The organism is Streptomyces kryoterrae, from assembly GCF_054072135.1.
Genome location: NZ_CM133358.1, coordinates 6,785,098 through 6,802,387 on the forward strand (window position 1 = coordinate 6,785,098; position 17,290 = coordinate 6,802,387).

The 17,290-nt window shown below is 68.8% G+C and carries 23 protein-coding genes; 3 read left to right on the forward strand and 20 right to left on the reverse strand.

What is annotated here, in order from left to right; all coding sequences use genetic code 11:
- Positions 1 to 8 precede the first annotated feature (8 nt).
- Both ACW4TU_RS30100 and ACW4TU_RS30105 read left to right on the forward strand, forming a co-directional pair.
- Complete coding sequence (locus ACW4TU_RS30100; protein ID WP_457418146.1) at positions 9 to 1,313, forward strand: tyrosine-type recombinase/integrase; 1,305 nt, start codon at positions 9 to 11, stop codon at positions 1,311 to 1,313.
- Between the two features lie 1,183 nt (positions 1,314 to 2,496).
- On the forward strand, positions 2,497 to 2,682 hold the full coding sequence (locus ACW4TU_RS30105; RefSeq protein ID WP_457430397.1) for a helix-turn-helix domain-containing protein: 186 nt from the start codon (positions 2,497 to 2,499) through the stop codon (positions 2,680 to 2,682).
- Positions 2,683 to 2,756: 74 nt separating this feature from the next.
- Here the strand turns inward: ACW4TU_RS30105 and ACW4TU_RS30110 are convergent, their stop codons facing one another.
- Genes ACW4TU_RS30110 through ACW4TU_RS30120 form a run of 3 tightly spaced genes read right to left on the reverse strand, consistent with a single transcriptional unit; the run spans position 2,757 to position 3,636 of the window.
- A complete protein-coding gene (locus ACW4TU_RS30110; protein WP_457418148.1) occupies positions 2,757 to 3,092 on the reverse strand; it encodes a hypothetical protein in 336 nt (111 codons plus the stop codon).
- Positions 3,089 to 3,415: a hypothetical protein gene (locus ACW4TU_RS30115; RefSeq protein ID WP_457418150.1), complete on the reverse strand. Its 327-nt coding sequence runs from the start codon at positions 3,413 to 3,415 to the stop codon at positions 3,089 to 3,091. The genes ACW4TU_RS30110 and ACW4TU_RS30115 overlap by 4 nt, the downstream gene beginning before the upstream one ends.
- Positions 3,412 to 3,636 carry a hypothetical protein gene (locus tag ACW4TU_RS30120; protein ID WP_457418152.1) on the reverse strand — a complete coding sequence of 75 codons (225 nt, stop codon included), beginning with the start codon at positions 3,634 to 3,636 and terminating at the stop codon, positions 3,412 to 3,414. Before ACW4TU_RS30120 ends, ACW4TU_RS30115 begins: the two co-directional genes overlap by 4 nt.
- Positions 3,637 to 3,739: 103 nt before the next feature.
- Between ACW4TU_RS30120 and ACW4TU_RS30125 the strand changes: the two genes are divergently transcribed.
- Positions 3,740 to 4,495 carry a GntR family transcriptional regulator gene (locus ACW4TU_RS30125; RefSeq protein WP_457418154.1) on the forward strand — a complete coding sequence of 252 codons (756 nt, stop codon included), beginning with the start codon at positions 3,740 to 3,742 and terminating at the stop codon, positions 4,493 to 4,495.
- A gap of 3 nt (positions 4,496 to 4,498) precedes the next feature.
- Here ACW4TU_RS30125 and ACW4TU_RS30130 read toward each other — a convergent pair whose 3' ends face one another.
- The 17 genes from ACW4TU_RS30130 to ACW4TU_RS30210 form a co-directional block, all read right to left on the reverse strand.
- The gene (locus tag ACW4TU_RS30130) at positions 4,499 to 5,539 is read right to left on the reverse strand and encodes a hypothetical protein (RefSeq protein ID WP_457418155.1); all 1,041 of its coding nucleotides are present in this window, start codon (positions 5,537 to 5,539) and stop codon (positions 4,499 to 4,501) included.
- A gap of 2 nt (positions 5,540 to 5,541) precedes the next feature.
- A complete protein-coding gene (locus ACW4TU_RS30135; RefSeq protein ID WP_457418157.1) occupies positions 5,542 to 5,874 on the reverse strand; it encodes a hypothetical protein in 333 nt (110 codons plus the stop codon).
- A 34-nt stretch (positions 5,875 to 5,908) separates the two neighbouring features.
- Complete coding sequence (locus ACW4TU_RS30140; RefSeq protein WP_457418159.1) at positions 5,909 to 6,337, reverse strand: hypothetical protein; 429 nt, start codon at positions 6,335 to 6,337, stop codon at positions 5,909 to 5,911.
- Positions 6,337 to 6,519 (reverse strand): hypothetical protein, encoded by a 183-nt coding sequence (locus ACW4TU_RS30145; protein ID WP_457418161.1) that lies wholly within the window; start codon positions 6,517 to 6,519, stop codon positions 6,337 to 6,339. The genes ACW4TU_RS30140 and ACW4TU_RS30145 overlap by 1 nt, the downstream gene beginning before the upstream one ends.
- Before the next feature lie 10 nt (positions 6,520 to 6,529).
- Positions 6,530 to 7,282, reverse strand: coding sequence for a peptidoglycan recognition protein family protein (locus tag ACW4TU_RS30150; protein ID WP_457418163.1), 753 nt, complete (start codon positions 7,280 to 7,282; stop codon positions 6,530 to 6,532).
- Positions 7,283 to 7,292: 10 nt separating this feature from the next.
- The gene (locus tag ACW4TU_RS30155; protein ID WP_457418165.1) at positions 7,293 to 7,772 is read right to left on the reverse strand and encodes a hypothetical protein; all 480 of its coding nucleotides are present in this window, start codon (positions 7,770 to 7,772) and stop codon (positions 7,293 to 7,295) included.
- A gap of 1 nt (position 7,773) precedes the next feature.
- Entirely contained in the window at positions 7,774 to 8,979 is a 1,206-nt protein-coding gene (locus tag ACW4TU_RS30160; RefSeq protein ID WP_457418167.1) for a hypothetical protein, read from the reverse strand.
- Positions 8,976 to 10,070 carry a hypothetical protein gene (locus ACW4TU_RS30165; RefSeq protein ID WP_457418169.1) on the reverse strand — a complete coding sequence of 365 codons (1,095 nt, stop codon included), beginning with the start codon at positions 10,068 to 10,070 and terminating at the stop codon, positions 8,976 to 8,978. Before ACW4TU_RS30165 ends, ACW4TU_RS30160 begins: the two co-directional genes overlap by 4 nt.
- Positions 10,071 to 10,084: 14 nt before the next feature.
- Positions 10,085 to 10,945 (reverse strand): phage distal tail protein, encoded by an 861-nt coding sequence (locus ACW4TU_RS30170; protein ID WP_457418171.1) that lies wholly within the window; start codon positions 10,943 to 10,945, stop codon positions 10,085 to 10,087.
- Positions 10,942 to 14,439, reverse strand: a complete 3,498-nt coding sequence (locus ACW4TU_RS30175; protein ID WP_457418173.1) for a hypothetical protein — start codon at positions 14,437 to 14,439, stop codon at positions 10,942 to 10,944. Before ACW4TU_RS30175 ends, ACW4TU_RS30170 begins: the two co-directional genes overlap by 4 nt.
- A 15-nt stretch (positions 14,440 to 14,454) precedes the next feature.
- Positions 14,455 to 14,601 (reverse strand): hypothetical protein, encoded by a 147-nt coding sequence (locus ACW4TU_RS30180; RefSeq protein ID WP_457430399.1) that lies wholly within the window; start codon positions 14,599 to 14,601, stop codon positions 14,455 to 14,457.
- On the reverse strand, positions 14,574 to 15,086 hold the full coding sequence (locus tag ACW4TU_RS30185; protein ID WP_457418175.1) for a hypothetical protein: 513 nt from the start codon (positions 15,084 to 15,086) through the stop codon (positions 14,574 to 14,576). Before ACW4TU_RS30185 ends, ACW4TU_RS30180 begins: the two co-directional genes overlap by 28 nt.
- A gap of 94 nt (positions 15,087 to 15,180) precedes the next feature.
- Complete coding sequence (locus ACW4TU_RS30190) at positions 15,181 to 15,750, reverse strand: major tail protein (RefSeq protein ID WP_409096506.1); 570 nt, start codon at positions 15,748 to 15,750, stop codon at positions 15,181 to 15,183.
- Between the two features lie 36 nt (positions 15,751 to 15,786).
- The gene (locus ACW4TU_RS30195; protein ID WP_457418177.1) at positions 15,787 to 16,086 is read right to left on the reverse strand and encodes a hypothetical protein; all 300 of its coding nucleotides are present in this window, start codon (positions 16,084 to 16,086) and stop codon (positions 15,787 to 15,789) included.
- Positions 16,083 to 16,535, reverse strand: a complete 453-nt coding sequence (locus ACW4TU_RS30200; RefSeq protein ID WP_457418179.1) for a hypothetical protein — start codon at positions 16,533 to 16,535, stop codon at positions 16,083 to 16,085. Before ACW4TU_RS30200 ends, ACW4TU_RS30195 begins: the two co-directional genes overlap by 4 nt.
- Entirely contained in the window at positions 16,535 to 16,783 is a 249-nt protein-coding gene (locus ACW4TU_RS30205) for a hypothetical protein (RefSeq protein ID WP_457418181.1), read from the reverse strand. Before ACW4TU_RS30205 ends, ACW4TU_RS30200 begins: the two co-directional genes overlap by 1 nt.
- A 53-nt stretch (positions 16,784 to 16,836) precedes the next feature.
- Complete coding sequence (locus ACW4TU_RS30210) at positions 16,837 to 17,277, reverse strand: HK97 gp10 family phage protein (RefSeq protein ID WP_457418183.1); 441 nt, start codon at positions 17,275 to 17,277, stop codon at positions 16,837 to 16,839.
- Positions 17,278 to 17,290: the final 13 nt, after the last annotated feature.

A 17,290-nucleotide genomic window follows, 5' to 3' on the forward strand; every position in this document is an offset into this window, starting at 1 on the left:
CGCACACCGTGCGGTGGGAACTGGACGGCAAGGAGTGGCGAGCACCGTTCGACACGAAAGCACTCGCCGACGCTTTCCGCTCCGAGCTTGTCAGCGCCACACGCCGGGGTGAGGCATTCAGCCACGCCACGGGGCGCCCGGTCTCCCACCAGTCCGGGGCGAGCACGGTGAAGTGGTACGACTTCGCCGTCCAGTTCGCGGACGCTCAATGGCACCGGACCGGCGGGAACAACCGCAAGAACACGGCCAAGGCGCTCATGGCGACCACCGTTGTTTTGTTGCGTACACCGCCGGCCGCGTTCCGACCGGTTGACGTGCGCACGGCGCTGCGGGAGTTCGCGTTCAACACGCGGCGCAGGGAAGACGCTCCACCTGAGATAGCCACCATCCTGAAATGGGTGGAGCGCAACGCCTTGACGATGGCCGCATGGGAGGACCCCGCCAAGGTCGATGAGGTACTTCGAGCTGTCGGCTCGAAGTTGGACGGTACGCGTGCCGCGGCAAGCTCTGTGAAGCGCAATCGGCGGATCCTGAACGTGGCCATGGAGTACGCCGTCAAGCACCGGATCCTGCGAGCGAATCCCTTGCCGAAGGGAAGGGGGGCGGCGCCTAAGACGTCGTCCGCGGTCGACAAGAGGTCTCTCCTCAACCCGGAGCAGGCGGCCCGCCTGATGGGGTGGGTACGCCGACGTCCCCGCGGCGGCAAGCGGCTGCACGCCTTCTTCGCCACTATGTACTACGCCGGGCCGCGCCCGGAGGAGGTTGTGGCGATGAACGTTGCGGACGTCCGCCTGCCTGATGCCGAGGCCGAAGACCAGTGGTGTGAGCTGTTGTTCCACACGGCTCAGCCGGAGGTCGGGAAGAACTGGACGGATGACGGCGAGATCCACGAAGAGCGGGGGCTGAAGGGGCGCGCTTCGGACGACACGCGCGTTGTGCCGGGGCACCCGTCGCTGACACGAACCCTCCGCGCGCACATCAAGGCGGAGAACCTGAAGCCAGGAGATCTGCTGTTCCAGGGCGAGAAGGGCGGCATGCTCGCCGGCTCGGTCATCCGCCGGGCATGGCGTAGCGCTCGCTCGGAAGTGCTCACACCAGTGGAGTTCGACTCGCCACTCGGCAAGCGGGTGTACGACCTGCGTCACACCTGCCTAACCAACTGGCTCAACGCTGGCATCCCGCCAGCGCAGGTCGCTGAGTGGGCGGGCAACAGTGTCCCCGTGCTGTTGGCGACCTACGCCCGATGCATATCCGGGCATCTGAGCGATCTCAAGAAGCGTATTGAAGCGTGCGGTGACCTACCAGAAGTCTGACGGTGCTGCAGCTGGCTCTGACGTACGTCGTTTGGGCCACTGCAACCGATCGGATCGAGGATACGTCTTACGTGCTAGGGGAGGGACATGATGGATCAACATGAAACCGATGGGGCTCGATGTCCCATGTGCGGGGGCAGTTCGTTTCGCGTAGATTCATCGACCCTACATATTTGCCAGCTGTGTAAGGCTGACTTCTCAAGCGGACGGGTCGCCAGTATCAGTGGCGCCAACGCCAAGGAAGTAGCTGAGATTCTCAAGCTGGTAGAGACGCAGCGACTGGCCAGCCGTGGGCCATGGCGTGCTGGCCTGTTCTACCTGCTCGTGCTAGCCGTAGCCACGACTCTCTTCCTGGTGGTCGCGAGCGTCCTTCCGGTTTGGACTCTGCCGGTCGTGATTCTTGGGGCATTGGTCGGGGCTGTGGTGGTAGGCGCACTGCAACTTCGGCAGGATGACCGTCTCAGCGAGAAGGGACTGCTTGCGCTGCTGCAGGCAGCCTTTCGAGCCGCACGGTCGATGGGTCGAACCCAGCCACCTGCGCCCGACCCCGGCTCAGGACCTACCGCGCCTGGTCTCTGAGCCTCAGGGAAAACTTCTCCGCGTATTCACCGCACCCACCCGCAGAAACCCGGTGACAGCCGGACAGCGCCGGACCCTCCCCGCGATCACCGGGGGAGGGTCCGGCGCTCTTCTGCGTAGGGCTGGGCATGCTCTGACCAGCAAAAACGCCCTCCCCTAGGGAGGGCGGGGTATGGGCGCCCCCGGCAGGACTCGAACCTGCGGCCAAGCGCTTAGAAGGTGTACGGGCTTAAGCGCTGTGCTCACCAGGGTTTTCCCAGCTGCGCGTTCACCGAATTAATGCAAGGCGCTTGGCCAATCCCCGGGGGATTTTGGCGGGTACTCGGCGCTCCCGGGAAAGGCGCCGCCTCGGACCCACTGTAGGGGTCCGAGGCGGCAGGACGCACGGCTCCGCTATCTGAGCGGATGAGTACCTCGCGCGAGGATCCCAACCGTGCGCCCGCTGCGCGCAGCGTGAAGGCAGCGCCGGATGCGCATGCCCCATCACTGCAAGATCATTCAAAGTAGGCGAACTCCTACAGACATTGGATCATGATCAGGCGAGCGTGAGCGGGTGCCGTCCGCCTCACCCCAGCCCGACTGGGTCCTCGCCGAGCGACGGGCCATGGGTGCGAGAATTCGGGCAGCGCGTGAACACGCGAACCTCACGCAGGAGGCCGTCGCCAACGGGGCCAGCACTGACCGCCCATCCGTCGTTCGCATCGAGGCCGGCCAGCAGTCGCCCACCTCTGACACCCTGATCCGGATTGCGCGCGTGATCGGCGTGTCTGCTGCGGAGTTCTTCAGGTGACCCGCCGCAGCCTGCACGGACAGACTGCGGCGGGCCGTGGCCGCCCCCGCTCGGGGGAGCACGGGTGTGGCCGTTCAACCCTCGCGTATCAGCCCGTCAAGGCGACCGAGCGCGAGGCGGTACAGAGCCAGACTGTCCGGGCAGTACTCCCACTCGGTGCAGCGCGCACAGGATGTCCGGTGGGCCCGGTGCGTCAGCGCGGCCTTGCGTTGGACGCAGTCGACACAGCCGCGTGGCAGCCAACGGTGCAGGGTCCGGTCGACGACCTTCAGGCGGGGGCCCAGGTTGAGGGTGGCTGCGTTGCCGCACCAGATGCAGCGGCCTCGGGCGGCGCGCCCGTGGGGGCGTGTCGGGTCCGCAGCCTTAGGGACGGGCAGCATCTCCAGCGCGTTGACGAACCCCGGGTTCACGCCTGCTCCAGCTGTGCCCACAAACCATGCTCGTCCGTGGTGACGCCGGTCGTGCGGGAGAGACCCTCGATGACGCGCCAGCCGGGGCCGTGGCTGTGGCGCAACGACAGCGGATGGGTGCCGGTCGCGGTGATGCGGAGGCGCGCGCCCGCGAAGGCGAGGGCTACCTCGATGACGTCGGCGCCGGCGGTCAGGATGGCGACGAACAGTTCGTTAGCCACGATCGGCGCGTCGGGGTGGTCGGTGTGCCTTGATACCCACGCCCTGACGTCGGCCGCGGCTGCGGGGTGTCCCTTGAATGTCGCCTCGTGCTGCGTGCTCATGTGCTCACCTCGACCCAAATCTCGGGGATGCCGGTGGCGTCGGAGCTGCCCCACTGGTCCGCGCTGCGCAGTGCCATGAGGACGTCCCCCCAGGCTGCGGAGTCGGGAGAGTCCGGGGCAGCTACGTGCAGGCGTACGCCGTGCTCGACGACCAGTACGTGCACGGGCTCGCCGAGAGCCCGCTCCAGCGCGGTGCGTAAAGCTGCTGCTCGCAGGCTCATAGGCATGCCCGATCCCCACTCTCGCGTGAGAGGCTGACTCTTGCGCAAGAGTAGACCGGAACTCATTACTCTGTCACGTAAGTCACACGGAAAGGGGCACAGCGTGACGACCGATACGCCGCGGTACTTGCAGGTCGCCGACCAGATCCGGGCCCGGATCGAATCCGGGGATCTCGTGCCGGGCAGTCGGCTTCCGTCCGTCTCCGAGATCGCGGCCGAGTGGGGCGGCAGTAGCAGCGTCGCCACCGCTGCGTACAAACTCCTCGTCGAGGAAGGTCTCGTCGTGTCCCGGCATGGTGCCGGCCACTACGTCCGTAGCCAGGACACCCCGAACTTGCTCGTACGCCAGCATCGTCGCCGCAGCGAGGACTCGCCGTTCGCGGAAGGCGCCGCCAAGCAGGGCGCGGTGGGTACGTGGCGGCACGAGTCGACGACCGAGCACGCGTCGGAGCAGGTGGCCGGGCGGCTGGGCATCGAGGCCGGGACGCCGGTGATGCACACCTCGTACGTCTACCTGGCCGACGAGCAGCCCGTGCAGCTCGCCGAATCGTGGGAGCCCCTCGCCCTCACCGGCCAGTCGCTGATCGCGCTTCCGGAGGTCGGCCCGTACGCGGGCGTCGGAGTGGCCGCACGGATGCGAGTGATCAGCATCGAGGTAGGCGATCCAGTCGAGCGCGTGCGTGCACGGCAGGCGACGAGGCAGGAAGCGCAGGTCCTCGGCATGACACCGCCTGGCCCCATTCTGGCGATCGAGCGCACCTACTACGACCAGGCCAGCGGGCGCCCGGTGGAGACTGCGGACATCGTGATGCGCGGCGACCGCTGGGTGGCGGTGTACGGGCAGCAGCCCACGGACTGACGGTCAGGCGGACGCGGGGCCCACGTTTGCGACGAACATGGCGCCGCTATAGCCGGGGCCACCACCGAAATAGAGTTTCTGGCTCGTGCCGTCGGCGCTGCTCCCCTTGTAGGCGAACACGATCGTCACGTTGCCGGACCCGTCGACCTCGCCAGGCTGCACGATGAACTCCCGCACCCCGGCGACACCAGCAAACGCAGCCTGCGGGTACATCGGCGCGTACCCGTCCGTCTCGGGGGTGCTGGTGCCGGAGCTGGTGTACCGCGAGACGCCGCCCGCCGCCGCCCTGATGCCGGTGTCTACGACGATGCCGTACGTGCGCAGGTACGACGGCGAGTACCAGATCCGGTCACCGACAGCCCCGGGTACGGACTTGCCGATCTCGATACCGCCCGTTGTGGTGACGATGGCCCACCCCGCGACGATGGGCGGAGTGATGATCTGGAGGTCGATCCGGCCGTCGGTGCTGCGGATCGAGGCGCCAGCTCCTGCCGGGCCCTGAGGTCCGGTGGGCCCTGTCGCTCCCGTTGCTCCCGTGGCCCCTGTTGCACCGGTCGGGCCGGGGCCTCCCTGCGGGCCGGCCGGACCAGTGGCGCCGGTCGGTCCAGCGACACCTTGCGCGCCGGTGGCGCCCGTGGCACCGGCCGCTCCTGCGGGGCCTGCCGGTCCGGGCGGGCCGGGCGGGCCGGGCACGAGGACGTAGTCCCCGCCGTCCGCCCCCGCGTCGATCAGCTCGGACAGGTCGACCGTGCCGAGCGTGTGGGGCAGCGAGATGTGCAGGGCGTCGCGGCCCGTCTCGACGCGGTACGTCCAGCCCGTCGGTGTGAACCCGGCGGCCTCGGTGGCGACGAGGACGACGGACCACTGACCAGCGTCGTTCGGCTTGACGGCGATGGGTTCGTTGTCGACGACGACGCCCCACTCAGCGCCGACGACGCGCGACGGCACTGGCCGAATCTTGACGGGCAGCGGGTTGCCGTCGCCATCGGCGAGGGTCTGATGTCCGGTCAGAGTGACGGTCTGCACCCCAGGCGGGAACGGCATGGTCACACTCCAGTTCTGTTGTACTCGTCGACACGACCTGGGGGCGCCGGCGGCGCGATGCCGTGCTCCCGCATCTGGCCCGTCATGTCGGCCACGTACCAGGCGAAGGCCCGCACCAGCGAGCGCAGCGACCGGACCTCCTCGCGCGTCGATTCGAGGTCGGCCCGCAGCTCTGTCTTGATCGCGTCGAACGCAGCCCGGTCCTCGGCGCGCTCGTTCGGCCCGGCCGCCGCCCGCGCCGCCGCACGCTGAGCCTCCGCTGTGACGACGGCTGCGGCCCGCGTTGCCTTCGCCGCGAACAGCCCACCGAGGACTACCGCGACGGCGCCGATCAAGGTTCCCGCTATACCCACCCAGCCGCCCATCCGGTCACCGGGCCTTTCTCGCCGCGCCGGGCGGCAGCTCGTACTCAGGGACCGTTGACGCCCACAGGATCACGCCGACGTGGGAGAACAGGAACCACCCCGCGACCCATGCCCCGCGCGGGAAGTCCCCCGTCACGGCGGCAGTTCCGTAGGCGACGCCCCACACCACGGGCGGCGCCAGAGCGGCCACGTAGCCGAACCAGTCGCGGCCCACACGCAGGAACGAACTTGCCGCCGTCACCGTCCCGGCGACGATCCACACGGATGCCCAGCAGTGCAGTGGCGCCCACCGGAGCAGCAGCTCCAGGCCCAGCACGGACGGAGGGGCCAGGATCAGGCCGAGTCCGAAGCAGACTTTGCCCGTGCCGATGATGAGGAGGAACGAGCCGCGGCGGCCCAGCAGGGCGCGGAGCCGCCGGACCGCCGCACGCATCAGGCGTCCGTCTTCGGCCGGTTGGGCACGGCGTAGACGATGCCCCACGCGCTGAGGACAGCGAGTGCCATGGTTACGCCCTCCCCAGTGGTGATCACGTTGTCCTGCGCGGCCGTGACCGCGGCAGCGGACCCGGCCGCGACACCGGCGATGAGCGACTTCGCGAAGCTGGAAATCTTCATGGAGTACCTCCTAGTTGGCGAGTCGCGCGGCGAGCTTCGCCGCGACCTTCTCGGCGATGGCCTCGGCGAGCGCCGGGTTCGTGGCCAGGGCCTGGACCTGGGCATCGGTCAGGGTGGCGGGCCGGGCCGCGACCGCCTTCGCGACACGGTCGACGTCGCCGTTCTCAAGAACGCCCCCGCCCGCGATGAGCTTGTTGGCCGTCGCGAGTGCGATCTTGTCGATGTCGTCGGTTGTCAGTGCCACGTTGTCCTCCTCGGTGGTCGGTCGCGGGGCGCCCTTCTGCACCCACGCGTACAGAGGTCCGCCGGGGCACGCAGTCGCGTATCCGTCCCGGTGACCCCGGATCTCGGTGCCCGCGCCGTTCTGCCGCAGCAGCTCGATGCCATCGCGGACCGCGGAGAGCATGTCGTCCGTCGGCTCGGTCAGGCCTTCGTCGCCGACGAGGCCGACGATCGCGTAGTGCGCCTTGTTCAGCGTCTGGTTGCCGTTGGCTCCGGTACGTCGGCCCAGGCCGCGCCCCTCCAACAGGTAGCCGTGGGGGCAGGCACCGTAGTTGTAGGCGATGTCGGAGTAGTTCTCGGTCGTGTTCGCGAGGTGGCTGGCGCGGATCGCCTTCCACTCGGCGATGCACGCGTCATGGTCGGTGAGCAGCCGGGTGCTCACCTCGGTCCCCTCGTAGTGGACCTTCACGCCCTTCGTGGTGGCCTGGAGCGAGGCGGCCGACACTGGCCATCCGAGCTGGGCACGCGTGATCAGCTTCATCGGGATCCCTTCAGAGGATTCGGGCATAGCGGGGTGAGCAGCCGATCGAGCCGCCGCCGCCCCACTTGCCGCCGGTCGAGGCGCCCGCCGTACGGCGCACCTGCACCTGGACTTTCAGTTGCGTCGCAGCCCGGTACGGCGTGAGGTCGAGGGACAGGGCAGGGAACGTGTACGAGAACGTCGCGGGCACGGTCCCGTTCGCCACGACCGTGGCGTCGAGGAGCACTTGCCACTCCCCGCCCGTGTTCGTCGACGAGACGACGTCGCCGATCAGGACCAGGCCGAGCGCCAGGGTGGCGGTGCGAGGGCTGAGGATCGTCTCCCACACGGTGAGGAAGCTGGTGGCGTCCTCGTACACCAGGCCATGCAGCGACGTCGGGAAGAACGGCAGCTCATCCCGCTCCCACCCCGCCCGCCGCAGCGCGGCCACCTCCTCCCGGAGCCTGGCCAGATCCTGGAGGAAGTTCGGCTTCTTCAGTACCTTGGGCACGTCACACCGCCGCACACGTCAGGCGGATACGTTCGGGCCCGTTCACCGCGGTGTTCTCGATGCTGACGATCCGCAGCGTGCCCTCGCGGCCGGCCGGTGACTGCGGCTCGGGTTCGATGACGAACAGGGCCTCGTCGCCCACGGAGTACGAGCCGAACTCGGGGTCGGTGTCCGCGGACACCTCGAACGTGGGCTGCACGTTGGCCTGTGACCGGGTCTGGAGGTCGGCGTTCGTCAGGCCCTGGACTTGTGCATCGTCGACCACGCCCTCGTACGTGGCGACACCTTCGAGGAGCGGCCAGCCAGAGTCGAGGAGATCCTGAGCGGCGGCCGTCTTCACGATCTTCGCCTCGCCCGTCCCCTCGCCGAGCCCGGACATCTCCGTCACCAACGACGTGCCGTCCTCCGGCCAGTCGTACGACAGGATCGACCCGTGCCCGCCGCCCTTCGAGAACACCAACCCGGACTCGGCAGCAGGGCGCCCGCGCCGCGGATACCAGGCCCGCGCCTTCCGGAACCGCGTCGGTGGCTGGTTGTTCGCCGAGGATGTCCAGCCCACCTCGATGCCGAAGTCGAACCCGTCGTCGGCGCCGGCCAGTTCGGCGATGGCCTTGTAGATCTCCGGCCGCTCGTACCCGAAATAGGTCGCCGACCGGTTGATGCCGTGGGCCGGGGCGGTCAGCGGGTTGAGGTCGATGCCGATGTTCCCGCCGGCCTGGTCGCGGGCGTAGTCGAGCAGCGACCACATGATGAATTTCTGGTCGGTGAACAACCGCTGCCCGCCCGCGTCCACGTACGCCGGGTTGATCAGCAAGCTGGTGTCGGTGGACAGGGTCGTCTTGACGTACCGGTGCTGGTAGTACGACATGAACTCGGCGGCCTGGATGGACTTGCCGCCCGCCACTCCCTGCCGGGTCCACACGATGCCGCCCCAGATGAGCACCCCATCGCGGTCCACGTAGACCGCCGTACGACCCGGCGTGGACGCGGTCTCCGGATCGAGGAGGATCGTCTCGTCGCTGTAGGGGATGGTCCCGGACAGGGTCCCGACACCGTTGAGCTCGAACGAGTACGAGACGCCAGATAGTGGCAGCTCGGCGAGCAGGGTGTCCGTCAGCAGGTCGCAAAACAGGTAGGTGTACGTGTGCTCCGGCTGGACGTCGCTGCTCGCGAGGAGCGTTGTGGTGGCCATCAGGTCGGCGGTCATGCGATCGGCTCCACGATGAGCTGCCCGTCAGAGACGCGGGTCACCGACCCGACCGTGCCGGCGCTGGACACGTTCCACTGCGGGGTGATCGTCAGTGCAGCTCCGGGCGTCATCCCCGGCAGGACCACCGACCTCGACGCGTACGTCCGGCCGTTGATGGTCACCACGGAGTTCTTCTCGGATGCCGTGTACGTCGTTGCCCCCGAGGCCCGCCACGTCGCCCATGCCGTCGCCGTCGACGAGTTGGTGTTCGCGACCGCCGCGCCCACCGTCACCTTGACCTGACCCGACGGCGGCACTGTCACCGTCACCGGGGGCCACTGCCCGGACGTGAAGTCGACGAACGATCCCGTCGGCGTGAACGCGGGCGGCATGGACACCTGATCCGAGGTGGAAGGCCGGATCAGCTCTCGCATCTGCCGTTTCGTCCCCGCCTGCTGCCCGACCTCGAACACGTCCGTGTCCGTCAGATACAGCACCTGCCCCGGGTGTGGCCTGGTCGGCGCCGCGTTCGACGCCACCGGCAGGACCCCGCCCGCAGCCACCGAGTACTGCCGGATGTCGGTGATGTTCGCCGCCGCCACGCTCGTCTGCGACGGCGCGATCGCCAGGTCCGCGAGGATCTGCGCGTTGGCCGGCAGGGTGCCCCGGACTGTCGCGCCAGCGCTTGCCGCGTACGGGCCCTGGATGATCTCCAGCCGCCATTCCGATACGGCGCCCGCGTACTCCTGGTCGTACGCCGAGGCGACCACTGTGTCCCTCCGGAACTGGCCAGCCCCGCCCGCAGGCTGGACAGTCAGGGTGACGTCGGCGTCGTTGACCCCCACGTACGTGCCGGTGCCCCCGGTGTCGTGCTGGTCGATGAACGCGAACCCCGCGCTCACGATGACCGTCATGTTCGGGGTGGGCGCCGCCCGGACCTTCAACTGGTAGTTGGTGTAGCTGGGCTTCACGCCCTGCCGGATCCGCATCGGGGTGGACTCGTCGGCAAGGAACCCCGGGTAGGCAAGCAGCGCAGTGAGCGCGAGCCGGTCGTTTCGGGCCGGGTAGCTTCCGGCCTGCATCCAAGCCGGCGGGTTGATCGTGGCCACCGTTGGCCTCCTCTCTACAGGCTGGTGTCGCGCCAGGTGACGGTCAGCAGGGACGTTTGGCCGGGCGCCCCGGGCAGCGCGCTGCCTCGGTAGGCGAGTTCGTTGGAGCCCGGTTGGAGCAGCGGCCACACCGAGCCCGCGCGCACCCACGAACGGCGCGGGCTGGAGCCCATCAGCAAGACCGCCCGCGACCGGGTGTCGATCAGCAGGTACTCACCCACCTGCAACGTGGCATCGAGCGTGAGGATGCTGCCGGTGTTCACCTGCTCGATGGCCGGGTTGGCGACCGGGCCGTCCAGCCGCAGCATCGGGTACGCAGGAGCGGCGCCGTCGTTGACCGCAGTCACGCGTCCGGAGGTGCCCGCGCTGCCGTATGTACGCGGGTGCACCAGCGGGTAGGTGCGGCCGGCCGCCGGGCTGTACGCGGTCGTCGAGGCTGAGTGCTCCTCCAGCCCGTACAAATACGGATCCGCGCAGTACAGCTCCAGCGCCGCATCCCCCAGCCGCCACAGTCGTTCGGCGTCGTACGGCAGGCTGCGCTTGCGGACCTTCGCCCACACGAGGATGTCCTGATCGAGGAACTGGAGCGCGGCCGGTTGCCGTTGGGGCTGCGTCGCGTTGCGCAGGGCCAGGGTCAGCGCGCGCAGATCATCCGGGGTGTCGCCGCGTAGGCCCAACCCGAGCTGGATGACACGCGGACCGGTGTAGTCCGGGCCCGTGTACTCGCCGTGCTGGCCCGGCCGGGCAACGTCCTCCGCACGAACGTCCGGCAGATCATCGAGGCCGGACAACGCGGTGACCGCGTACTGCGAGCCGGGCCCGAACTCGAGGTCGCACCACTGGATGCGGCCGAGTTGCTGCTGTGCCACCGTCATCGCCCCCCGACCAGGCCACGCCACGACAGCTCACGCACCAGCTCGCTCGGCGTGGCACGGGTCCCGTACATGTTGATGTTGTAGGTGTCGCTGCCGCTGCCCGCGCCGCCTGCGTACACGGCGGCGAGCTGCGAGGCCGAGGGCGTGCCGATCAGGGCGTTGGCCACCCCGGAGCCGACGTCGAGCGCTGCGCCCGCCACCGACCGGGCGGCAGCCCGTACGCGGGACGCCGTGGCGAGGATGCCCCCGCGCAGGCCTTCGCCATCCATCACACCGATGTCGTGGAACGCGCGGCTGGGGCTCTTCGTCTTGTGGACCTTCTTGACTGCGTCGATCATGCTTTGAGCGATCCGCTCCATGAGCTTCTCGATCGCTTTCTCCTGCGACTTCAGCCCGCTCACGAGGCCCTGCGCGGCCCGGATGCCCGCCCCGTACAGGGCGTCGCCCACCGTGTTGCCGGTGGCCGCCGCCGACTTGGCGAGCTGCGCCTGAAGGTCGTTGATCTTCTTCAGCTCGGCCGGGGAGGCCTTCGCCAGAGCCGCCGCCGTCGCGCCGCCCGCCTCCACTCCAGCGTCCGCGATCTGCTGCAGCAGGTCCGACCGGATGCCCGCCTTCTTCAGCTTGGCGATGTTTGCCTGGAACTCCTTTGCCGCCTTCAACGACTGCTGGAGCCCCACCGTGATCGCCGTGACGGAGTTGACGTCGGCGTGGCCCGTGGTGATGTTGGCGCCGTCGAGGATGCCCTGGGTGATGTCCGAGCGCACCTTGTCGCGCGCCTTCAGCAGGCCATCGAGCTTCTTCTGCGCGGCGGCCAGCTTCTTCAGCACACCGTCCCGCTTGGTGACCTGCTTCTCCAGCTCGGCCGTCGCACGCGCCAGCGTCTTCCCGATGCCCGACTTGACGTTCGTGGGCAGCGCCTTGGTGATGGACTCCAGCCGCTCCCGCAACCGGGCCGTCGTACCGTCGATGCCCTTGATGAACCCCTCGATCAGCAGACGGCCAGCCGGGGTCAGGATCTTCGCGTCCTTCTGCTTCGGGCCCTTCCAGTCCGTCAGCTTCGACGTCAGCCCGCTCAGCACGGACTGCACCGTGGGGATCTTCGAAACGATCCCGGCAATGAACCCGGCGATCAAAGACGCACCCGCGTTGGCCAGCCGCCCGCCGAGGTTGCCGAGAGCCGCCTGCGCCTTGCCCGGCAGGGAGGCGACCTGCACCACAGCCTGGTTGATCTTGGTCTGTGCGCGTGCCACCAGCTGCGCGCCCGCGATCTCCATCTGCGAAACCAGCCTCGCCGCAAGCGGGGTCAGCGCCACCGCGGCCCTCTTGGGCAGCGCGGTGAAGTATTCGACGGTCCTGTTGACCATGCCCGAAACAGCGAGCTGGGCATTCGACAGCGCGCCCCGGAAGTCGCCGTTCAGCAGGTCGCGGATGGCGTGGAGGGCGGGCACTGCGGTGTCGGTGATCGCCTTGGCGAAGTCGCCTGCGAGGAACGCGGCCAGCTTCAGCAGAATGTTGATCACCGGGGTCGTGATCTTGAGTAGTCCGGCCAAGGAGGCGAACTGAAGTTCAGCGAAGAACCCGATCAGTGGTGCAGCGGCCTCCAGCAACTGGCCAAAGGACACGCCGAGTTGCACGAAAGTCGGGGCTAGCTGGACCAGCATTTGCAGCAGAACAGGCAGGACAGTGACAGCCATTTGCGCGATCAGGTCGGCGAACGGCTGCACCAGAGCGGGCAGTTCGGCGAGGATCGGCGCCAACGTCGCTTGCAAGATCGAAGCGACCTCGGCGACCACCGGGGCCAGCTGCTGGAAAACGGTGACGCAGGCGTCCAGAAGTGGCGTCAGTGCAGGCAGGAGGCTAGCCGCTAGCTGCCCGACCACAGGTAGCAAGGGGGCGGCTGCGGTCACGAGGGTGCCGACCGCACCAGCTGCGGTGACCAGCACAGGGCCGAGTGCGTCGATCACAGGGGAAAGCCCGTCCCCGAGCGCCTTGATCAAAGTCTGGGCCGGTGGACCCAGTTTCTCCAGGATCGGCGCGACCACGCTCAGCGCCTGGCCGAGGAGCGGGGCAACAGTCTTCGCCACCACCGACATCGTGGAGAACAGTGCCGACAGCCCGGCCTGTACCTCCGGGGAGGCAAAGGCCGTCGCCAGCGCGCCGGTGATCTGCTGAAGGGTCCCGATGAACCCGCCGCCGTTCGCCTGCGCGGCAGAGAACACCGAGCCGACGACCGAGAAGACGTTCCCGGCGACATCACCGAGCTGGCCGAGGAGAGCGACGGCCGTGTTGATGGCCTTCTCCATGCCACCTGACGAGAACGCCTTCGACAACCGGTCCGCGACCCGGTCCGCAACCGACCCTGCGCCAGACGTCAGCTTGTTGAACGCTGGAGCGGCAGCAGCACCGACCTGCCCCACGGCGGTGACGACCTGCCCCGGGACGCGGACCAGGTTCCGCATGCCCTTCGTCGCTCCGTTGACCGCCTTTCCGAGGGCGCCGGACTCCGACAGCCCCAGAGCTGCCCCACCCACGCCCTTCGCCATCAGGTTGACGGAGCCAGCCGAGTCGACGAGGCCGCGCCGCAGGATGGGCAGGGTCTTGCTGGCCAGCTTGCCGAGGACACCGTCCAGGCCGGCGAACGCCTTGTTCTGCACGGTCTGCTGCACCTCGTGCAGCTGCGGGGCGAGCGAGCGGACTTCCTTCGCGAACGCAGCCGCGTTGGGCGGCAGTTTCTCCAACGCCTTGTTGAACTCTTCCGCCTTCGACGGATCGAGCGCAGCCGACAGGGCGTCGTCCATGCCGACAGCGGCCAACTTCACCGCAGCCGAGGTGAGCTGCACACCGATCAGCCCGGTGACCGCCACCCCGGCCGCCGGCGCCACGTTCGCGAGGGTGGCCACGACGTTCGCCACCAGCGGCACCGCGGCGCCGATCGACGCCGACGCCTTCGCGAAACCCAGCCCGATCGACTTCCCCGCCGACGCGCCCGAACTGCCGAGCCGTCCGAGGAGACCGCGCAGCCGGTTGGGCCGGTCCTCGTCCACGTCCACATGGACATCGACGCGGGCATCGGTGTCGTCCACGCGGTGAGCGGCGGCGAGAAGCTCGTCCAACTGCCGTGCGGCAGCGCGGGTGGACGCCTGCACGTTGATGTTCGGGTGCGTGTCCGACAGCCGTTGCAGGTGCGGCGTCAGCTCGTTGATACGGCGGATCGCCTGATCGACCGGGATGTCGATACCGATCCGCTGATCGGACAGCGCCTGCAACTGCTCGCGGACCCGGGCCAGATCCTGGTCCACCTGATCGGAGTTCGCGTCGATCGGGATCTCGGGCAGGTTCGCGAGCAGGCCGTGCAGTTCCCGCTGAACGCCGCCGCCGAGCGCGGCCCCCACACTGGAGCCCTGCCGGGACGCATCCGCGACCGTGCCGTTCAGCCCGTCGAGGTTGACCGCGAGATGACTGACCAGGTTCGGCAGGTTGATGTCGTCAGCCACAGCTCGCCTCCTCGGCTACTGCATCGCGGCCATGGCCAAGAGGCCAGGTCCGCTGGTGGTTGGGGCAGGACGGTTGCCGCCCGTCTGGTGGGCGGCCTGGTGGTGGTCGGCGAGCGTGAGGAGCTGCGCCGGCGTCATGTCCCAGAAGGTGCCGGGCTGAATGTGGAGGGCACCAACGGCGAGGTAGTAGAACTCGCCCCATGGCCAATCCCCGGGGTCACGGTCTCCACGGTCGGCGGGGCTGCGTCGTTTCCCCGGGACTCCAGGGCCTTGCTGAGGGCGGCGGTGAAGGCGTTGGTGTACTCGCCGAGGCGGCCGGGGTCGAGGAGGTCTTCGAGGTTGGCGCCGTCGGTGCGGCGCCGGTAGACGATGTCGGTGACGGTCCGCTTGCCCTTGGCGTCGACGTGCTCCCGGATGTGGGGCTCGAACCCGCCGGGGCCGACGAGGCCCGCGCCGATGATCTGCGCGAGCGGGCCGAACGCGGCGCCTGCACCTGTCGAGTCGATCGCGGACTGGACTGCGCCGACCGAGCCGAATCGGGCTTCGAGGAGTGCGAGCGCACGGAAGCTGTAGCGGAGGGATGTCGAGGTGCCGTCGGTGAGGGAGACGGTGCCGCCCTCGGCGAGGAGGTCAAGCCCTGTGGTCATGGTGGTGTCCCTACGTGAGTGCCGGGGTTCGGCCTGCGGGTGAGGGGTGACCGGGTCGGGCGCGCGCCTTCGCTCAGCGCGCCCGACCCGGGGCTTAGGCGATCGCTGCGGCGGTCTCGTTGAGGACGATCGAGATCCATTTGTTGCCGGTGGCGAGCAGCGGGTCGGCGTCCGCGGTGAAGCTCGCGATGCGGTAGTCCTCCTCGGCGAACCCGAGGTCCGGGAACGCCGACAGGGAGAGCTTGTGCAGCACGACGTGCATGTCACCGCCGACGATGTCCACGCCGTTCGGGGGTGTGACCCCTTCGAGCTTGAAGGGCGGCATCGTGGCGTTGGCGCCGGTCAGGTCCCAGGTGGACACCTCGGTCGAGCCGGTACCGGAGTCGGTGACCGTGCCGCCGAGGATCGCGACGAGGACGTCCAGCGACAGCTTTGCGTGGGTGATCGCGACCTGGATGTTCGTGATGCTGGAGTTGGTGGCCAGCTTCGTGTTGTCGCCCCGGAGGGTCTTGACCTCGACGTCGCCGGAGATCTCGAAGCTCTTGATGCCGGGGACGTCGATGAGGGCGCCGTACGTCGCGGAGCCGCCGGCGGGGTCGGCGGTGAGGGGCGCGATCTTCGCGTCCTGGATGGCGTAGACCTTGGTGACGCGGGAGATGGGCATCTCGGTTCCTTCCTGGTGCCGGGGTTCGGCCCGGGGTTACGGGGTGGGGGCGAGGTCGACGGGCGGGCTGGGCTCGGCGGCGGGTTCGGGCACGGTCTCGACGGGACAGCCGGGCAGTGTGGGCGGGGGCCCGGCGTCCTGGGGGACGATCAGCCCGTCAACCACCCACCACGCCCTGCCGGGCTGGCCGTCGGTGCCGTGGACGGAGAGGGCACCGTGGACGGCACCGGCCAACCCGAGAACACGGGCGACGGCAGAGCCAGGGAGCGGCGGCCAGTGCGGGCCGAGCGCAGTCACGGCGGTTTCGCGCGTCGTCGGAGTGTGGGTGATCTTCACGCTGGGACCACCTCGCTGCGCAGCAGGACCCGGTGCACCTGCACCGTGATGGAGTGCCGCACCTTGTTGTCCGCGATGGGGATGCGGTCGATGTCCTGCACCCGTACCGCCGTGACCTTCGCGGGGTGGGCGGGCAACGGGTAGCCGTGCAGGGCGTGGGCGATGGCCTCGGCGAGCCCGTACCGCTCGGTCACCTTCGTGGTCGCGGCGCCCGTCTTCACGCGGGCCAGCTGCACGAGGTCGACGGTGACGGTCTCGATGATGTTGATCTCGGCCGTCGGGTCGCCGAAGTCGCCGTTGGCCACGGTGTCGAGCCCGGCGGGCATGCCCTCCTGGACGACGATGTACGGCTCGGCCTGTCCTTCGCGGGGGCCGTCGCGGAACACGGGCACGCCGAAGGCGAGGGATTCCAGCCGGGCCTTGATGGCGCCGGACGTGGTCGCAGCCATTACGCCCCCGTCCACTGGCCGTTGCGAACCCAGCCATGCAGGCCACAGCAGGACCACAGCAGGGACGGTTCGAGGTGTAGGGGCTCCCGGGATACGAGAGTGTGCGCGCTGGTGCCAGCGGCCACCCATCGGCCGGTCACGGTCTGCTCCTCGGGCAGGTCGGCCAGCGCAGCGCACCAGTGCCAGAACGTGGGGTGAGCCTGGTCGTCGAGCCAGCCGTAATAGATCTTGTCCGTCAGCCTGGTCATGCTGGTCATTTCCAGACCGGGCCAGTCCGAGGGTGGGGTGGCAAAGTCGTGGCTCATCCTCGCCGTCCGATCTGCGAGGCGTGCGCCCGCCAGAAGATCTCAGTCATCTCGATCGCCGGACGCAGGAACGGCTGTGCCCGAGTGCCCGGGTGGTTGACCTGCGCCACCGGATGCGCCGCCCCCGGCCAGTACAAGGCCCGCTTGTACTTCGGCTTGATGACGTGCGGCGCCGTCCCGTACTCCACCGCCGCCGCATAGTTCACGTTCGAGCCGACCAGGTAGCCGATCGACCGCCCGGACGTTTCAGCGCGCGACAAGATCGACGACCGCAGGCGTCCGGTATCCACTGGGGCCCGGCGACGCGCTTCGTTCTGCACGTCGATCCGTGTCCGGTCCACGGCGCGCTTCACGTCATCGGACATGCCGCCGAAATAGCGGCGCAGCCCGCGCTCGTACTGCCGGGTGTTGATCTGCGCGGACACCTGCGTCCGCATCCGGAGCGGGACC

Bases quoted from the DNA above. Each gene is read 5' to 3' on its own strand.
- ACW4TU_RS30190 (WP_409096506.1), bottom strand. From the start codon at position 15,750: ATGCCCATCTCCCGCGTCACCAAGGTCTACGCCATCCAGGACGCGAAG.
- ACW4TU_RS30205 (WP_457418181.1), bottom strand. From the start codon at position 16,783: ATGACCAGGCTGACGGACAAGATCTATTACGGCTGGCTCGACGACCAG.
- ACW4TU_RS30115 (WP_457418150.1), bottom strand. From the start codon at position 3,415: ATGAGCACGCAGCACGAGGCGACATTCAAGGGACACCCCGCAGCCGCG.
- ACW4TU_RS30210 (WP_457418183.1), bottom strand. From the start codon at position 17,277: ATGCGGACGCAGGTGTCCGCGCAGATCAACACCCGGCAGTACGAGCGC.
- ACW4TU_RS30170 (WP_457418171.1), bottom strand. From the start codon at position 10,945: ATGACGGTGGCACAGCAGCAACTCGGCCGCATCCAGTGGTGCGACCTC.
- ACW4TU_RS30160 (WP_457418167.1), bottom strand. From the start codon at position 8,979: ATGACCGCCGACCTGATGGCCACCACAACGCTCCTCGCGAGCAGCGAC.
- ACW4TU_RS30150 (WP_457418163.1), bottom strand. From the start codon at position 7,282: ATGAAGCTGATCACGCGTGCCCAGCTCGGATGGCCAGTGTCGGCCGCC.
- ACW4TU_RS30105 (WP_457430397.1), top strand. From the start codon at position 2,497: ATGGGTGCGAGAATTCGGGCAGCGCGTGAACACGCGAACCTCACGCAG.
- ACW4TU_RS30200 (WP_457418179.1), bottom strand. From the start codon at position 16,535: ATGGCTGCGACCACGTCCGGCGCCATCAAGGCCCGGCTGGAATCCCTC.
- ACW4TU_RS30145 (WP_457418161.1), bottom strand. From the start codon at position 6,519: ATGAAGATTTCCAGCTTCGCGAAGTCGCTCATCGCCGGTGTCGCGGCC.
- ACW4TU_RS30185 (WP_457418175.1), bottom strand. From the start codon at position 15,086: ATGACCACAGGGCTTGACCTCCTCGCCGAGGGCGGCACCGTCTCCCTC.
- ACW4TU_RS30130 (WP_457418155.1), bottom strand. From the start codon at position 5,539: ATGCCGTTCCCGCCTGGGGTGCAGACCGTCACTCTGACCGGACATCAG.
- ACW4TU_RS30140 (WP_457418159.1), bottom strand. From the start codon at position 6,337: ATGCGTGCGGCGGTCCGGCGGCTCCGCGCCCTGCTGGGCCGCCGCGGC.
- ACW4TU_RS30120 (WP_457418152.1), bottom strand. From the start codon at position 3,636: ATGAGCCTGCGAGCAGCAGCTTTACGCACCGCGCTGGAGCGGGCTCTC.